General features: G+C 42.8%; 4 protein-coding genes and 1 pseudogene. 1 reads left to right on the top strand and 4 read right to left on the bottom strand.

Annotation, left to right across the window (positions count from 1 at the left end):
* Window positions 1–146: 146 nt before the first annotated feature.
* From ACRBG0_RS25725 to ACRBG0_RS25710, 4 genes and pseudogenes are all read right to left on the bottom strand, one after another.
* Window positions 147–518, bottom strand: coding sequence for a hypothetical protein (locus ACRBG0_RS25725; RefSeq protein WP_431489703.1), 372 nt, complete (start codon window positions 516–518; stop codon window positions 147–149).
* 20 nt (window positions 519–538) lie between these two features.
* The gene (locus ACRBG0_RS25720; RefSeq protein WP_431489704.1) at window positions 539–1,459 is read right to left on the bottom strand and encodes an RHS repeat-associated core domain-containing protein; all 921 of its coding nucleotides are present in this window, start codon (window positions 1,457–1,459) and stop codon (window positions 539–541) included.
* A 5-nt stretch (window positions 1,460–1,464) separates the two neighbouring features.
* Window positions 1,465–1,808: pseudogene (locus tag ACRBG0_RS25715) on the bottom strand (hypothetical protein); the annotation flags it as partial.
* A gap of 24 nt (window positions 1,809–1,832) precedes the next feature.
* The gene (locus ACRBG0_RS25710) at window positions 1,833–2,696 is read right to left on the bottom strand and encodes a lysophospholipid acyltransferase family protein (protein ID WP_431489702.1); all 864 of its coding nucleotides are present in this window, start codon (window positions 2,694–2,696) and stop codon (window positions 1,833–1,835) included.
* Window positions 2,697–2,831: 135 nt separating this feature from the next.
* Between ACRBG0_RS25710 and ACRBG0_RS25705 the strand changes: the two genes are divergently transcribed.
* On the top strand, window positions 2,832–3,759 hold a 928-nt coding region (locus tag ACRBG0_RS25705; protein WP_431489701.1), incomplete at its 3' end, for a glycerophosphodiester phosphodiesterase family protein.

Here is a 3,759-nt window from a genome sequence, read left to right as displayed (position 1 = left end):
TTCGGGATGACTCATGTTTTTTGTTGCAATAAATTTTAGATCGACCTCCGATTATGCAATACCAGCAAAGCTGGCACTGCACACCTGGGCGCTATTCGTCCATGCTAACGCACAAGTCGCATAGCTAGCCATTGTGGTTGGGTGGGTTAATAACGAACCTTCTGCAAAACTTCTTTCACAAAAGAACTTCGAGGCACATTACGAGCAATAACTGAATCAATCAGTTCATTATCGATAACAAAAGCCGCCCCAATATTCACTACTTGAGATCTATCATGATAGAATTTCCCATCGCTTGAAATTAAATAACTATAGCCCTTGTTGTCAAAAATCTCACTTAGTAGCCGTACTTCGGTTGTATCAAGTTCTTCTTCTGAGTGGTAGTACTTGAAGTTGTCACCTGACGGATCAGGTTCTTCAACAACATGTCTAAATTCATAAACCCGAATCTCTAAGCTATCCGGACTACATGAAAACAGGAAGACTACGATGGCACACAAAATAGATGACCTCAACATGATTGTTTTTTTGTATTTCACTAATACGGAGCTCCGAAATTTGTAAACCCTGAACCAGAAACACGACTATAGCCACGATTTGGGCTAATTTCTAGATGATTGGTTACAGGGGAATCTGTCAATGTAGAATAATCTGGAAAATTCGAAGTTCTGCCCCACCAATTATTAGTAATTGAAAAACCCACTGTATAGTATGCTCTAATTGAGAATGGTGTCGCCCCAATTTCTTGTGTCGTAATCATTGTCTGATGGTCCCCTGCTACAAAGCCTAAAGTAGCATTAACTGTTTCATCCCAATCGTAGGTATCAGCAATTGTAACATATGCTGTTCCTGTCATTTCGTCTCCACTTCTACTATATTCCAAATAGTATTTTATACCATAGCCGCCAATTGAAGTTGAAAAATCTCCAAGCATACCGATTTTTCCAATTTGTGGATTCTTATACGTAGTATAACCTGTATGTGAACCTGAAGTGCGATCACTATTGAACACAGCACCAGCAAATTCGTTAATGTCCTGCTGTAAGCGTTCATAACCTTTTCTAAACCCTCTTCCCGATTTTTTTAAATCAGCAACGCTATAGATATCCATTCCGCCTAGTCCACCTAAGAAGCGATATAAACTATATTTAGAGATTGGCCTGTTGTCGAAATAACCAAATGCTCCAAATGCATGGTCTATGGCTGAACTATAATCAATAGTAGAAAGCTCATTTCTATTATCATAGCACTCTCTAAGGCAATTGATCTGTTCTCCAGAAATCGAACTACTTGACTGTAGCCCCCATAGATCAATATTGGAGATTGGACTATTCTCTGCATAATTATACGGACTAACCCAAGCAAATTTATCCGCAATAGGGTCAACCCCAGTAAACCGTGCTATGGCGGGATCAAACATCCTAAACCCATAGAAGTAGTGCCCCGTCGCCTCATCCAACTCNNTTATCCGGAGATACCGTTGCATACCAAGGCCCCGTATGCGTCAACCCAAAGGGGTAATAATGGCGCTCTTGGGTAATTTCATTACTTGGATCATAAATATCGGTAACGGTAATGCTACCATCTCCATCTAAATCACTAAAAGCAAGGCGTACATTGCCTAAATGATCCGTATGGTAGTATTCAACTCGTTTCCCCGTAGGTGCTCCTGTTTCAGATTCATACTGGTAAGCAACTCGACCATTGCCTCCTGCATTGATGGACGCTAAACGCGAAGCACTTGTTCCTTCGCCCGAAAACTCAATACCATTGATATAAAAACGAGTTTCAGTATAAAAGGAGCTCAATTTGTTTTTCACCGGCAATAACAACTACCCCTCCCGCTTCCGCTTCCACCGCTTATGCGTCCACAACCAGTACTGTGGCTCCGCGCGGATGATTTCCTCCAATTTCTGGGTGTGCTTGACCGTAATAACCCCGTGTTCTTCTTCCAGCGGTTGGTCAGTAACCAACGAGAAAGTCATCGTATAGTAGCCACGTTTTACTTTCTGAATATCACCAAAAACGACCAGGCAATCGTACTCTTTAGCAAACTTTTCGGTACCAAAAGCAACTGCCGTATCCTGGTTTAAAAAATCCATCCAGAAACTTTTCTTACTACTGGTTGGTGATTGGTCCCCGCCGAAAAGATAGATCGCCGGGCGCCCATCCCACTCCTTAAACATGGCTTTGGCCTCCTGCTTGGGCACCATCTCCAAGCCGTATTTTCCACGGGAATCAGACAATACTTTACTAAAAAATGGATCTTTAATAGGAGAGTATAGTGCTACTACTGGTAAATTGCTGAACATAGGAAAGGCCGTCCCCATCATCTCCCAACTGTTGTAGTGTCCCGCAATCAATACAATTCCTTTATTGTAGGCCTCCAATTCCTTCACAAATTCAGGGTTGGTAACAATCGCACGACGGCTTATCTCCTCTTTCCCCATACTGAACATCCTCACGCTTTCGAAAATAAGGTCGCACAAATGGCGGTAAAAGTCGCTCGCAATTTTCTTAATCTCCTTTTCTGATTTATCAGGAAAAGACCGTCGTAAATTGCCCATCACTACCTTCTTACGGTAACCCGCTCCGTAATACAAGACATAGTAAAGACCGGTCGAAAAAACATACAATATCGACAGCGGCAGCATCGACAGTGGCTTGAGGAAAATATAATAAAGGATTCTGCTCATTCTTAATCTAGCGTTAATACAACTCACTCCCCTATCTCATTTGGGAGCTTTAACTTGAGTCATTAATACACAAAGGTACTGAAGGAACAGCACAAAAATGCATGGTACTTTAAAAAGTAAAACCTCCCATTTTCTATGCACCGAATACTTATTTTACTGATCATTACCGCTACTTCATGTAGTAAAGCTACCCGTATATTAAACGAATCTCAGTATATGATAACTACTTCCTTCGATTGGCAAGGTCATCGCGGCGCCCGCGGTTTGCTGCCCGAAAACACACTCCCGGCTTTTGCTCATGCCTTGACTTATCCTGATGTTAAAACCCTGGAACTCGATATCGCAGTGACCAAAGATCAACAACTTGTCATCTCGCATGAACCTTGGATGGCCGCATTGATCTGTACCCACCCAGACGGCAACTCCGTCACCGAGGAAGAAGAAAAATCACTCATTATTCATCAAATGACCCTGCCGGAAGTTCAAGCATTTGATTGTGGAAGCCGAGGCAATGCCAACTTCCCCGAACAGCAAGCGCGCATTGTAAGAAAACCTACCCTCGCTGCAATGGTAGAAATGGCCGAGCAAATCGCACATGACTTAAAACGCCCTCTCCCTTATTACAATATTGAAATTAAAAGCCTCCCCGAATGGGATGAGACATTCACCCCACTCCCTGATGAATTCGCAAGGCTTCTTCTAAAAGAATTAACCAGATTGGGCATCGCAGAACGCACCACCATTCAATCTTTTGATGTTCGTAGCTTACAGGCCGTTAGGCAACAAGCTCCCACACAATCCCTCGCCTATTTAGTCGCCAATAAGAACACTTTAGAACGAAATCTGGATACGCTTGGCTTCCTACCAGAAATCTACAGTCCCTACTACTTGCTCTGTACGCCTGAACTCACCCAAAGCCTCCATCAGCAAAATATCCAGCTTATCCCCTGGACCGTCAATGATCCCAAAGAAATGCAACGCCTCATAGATATGGGTGTAGACGGTATCATTACCGATTATCCCAACCGAATCAGAAAGCTATATACTTCGGCAAGCTTAGATT

Source organism: Lewinella sp., assembly GCF_050633125.1.
Classification (GTDB): Bacteria; Bacteroidota; Bacteroidia; order Chitinophagales; family Saprospiraceae; genus Lewinella.
Note: the sequence above shows the minus strand (reverse complement) of the source record. Positions and strands in the feature narration are given on the sequence as shown.

Excerpts from the sequence above, each read along its gene's own strand:
- ACRBG0_RS25710 (WP_431489702.1), bottom strand. The coding sequence starts at position 2,696 with ATGAGCAGAATCCTTTATTATATTTTCCTCAAGCCACTGTCGATGCTG.
- ACRBG0_RS25725 (WP_431489703.1), bottom strand. The coding sequence starts at position 518 with ATGTTGAGGTCATCTATTTTGTGTGCCATCGTAGTCTTCCTGTTTTCA.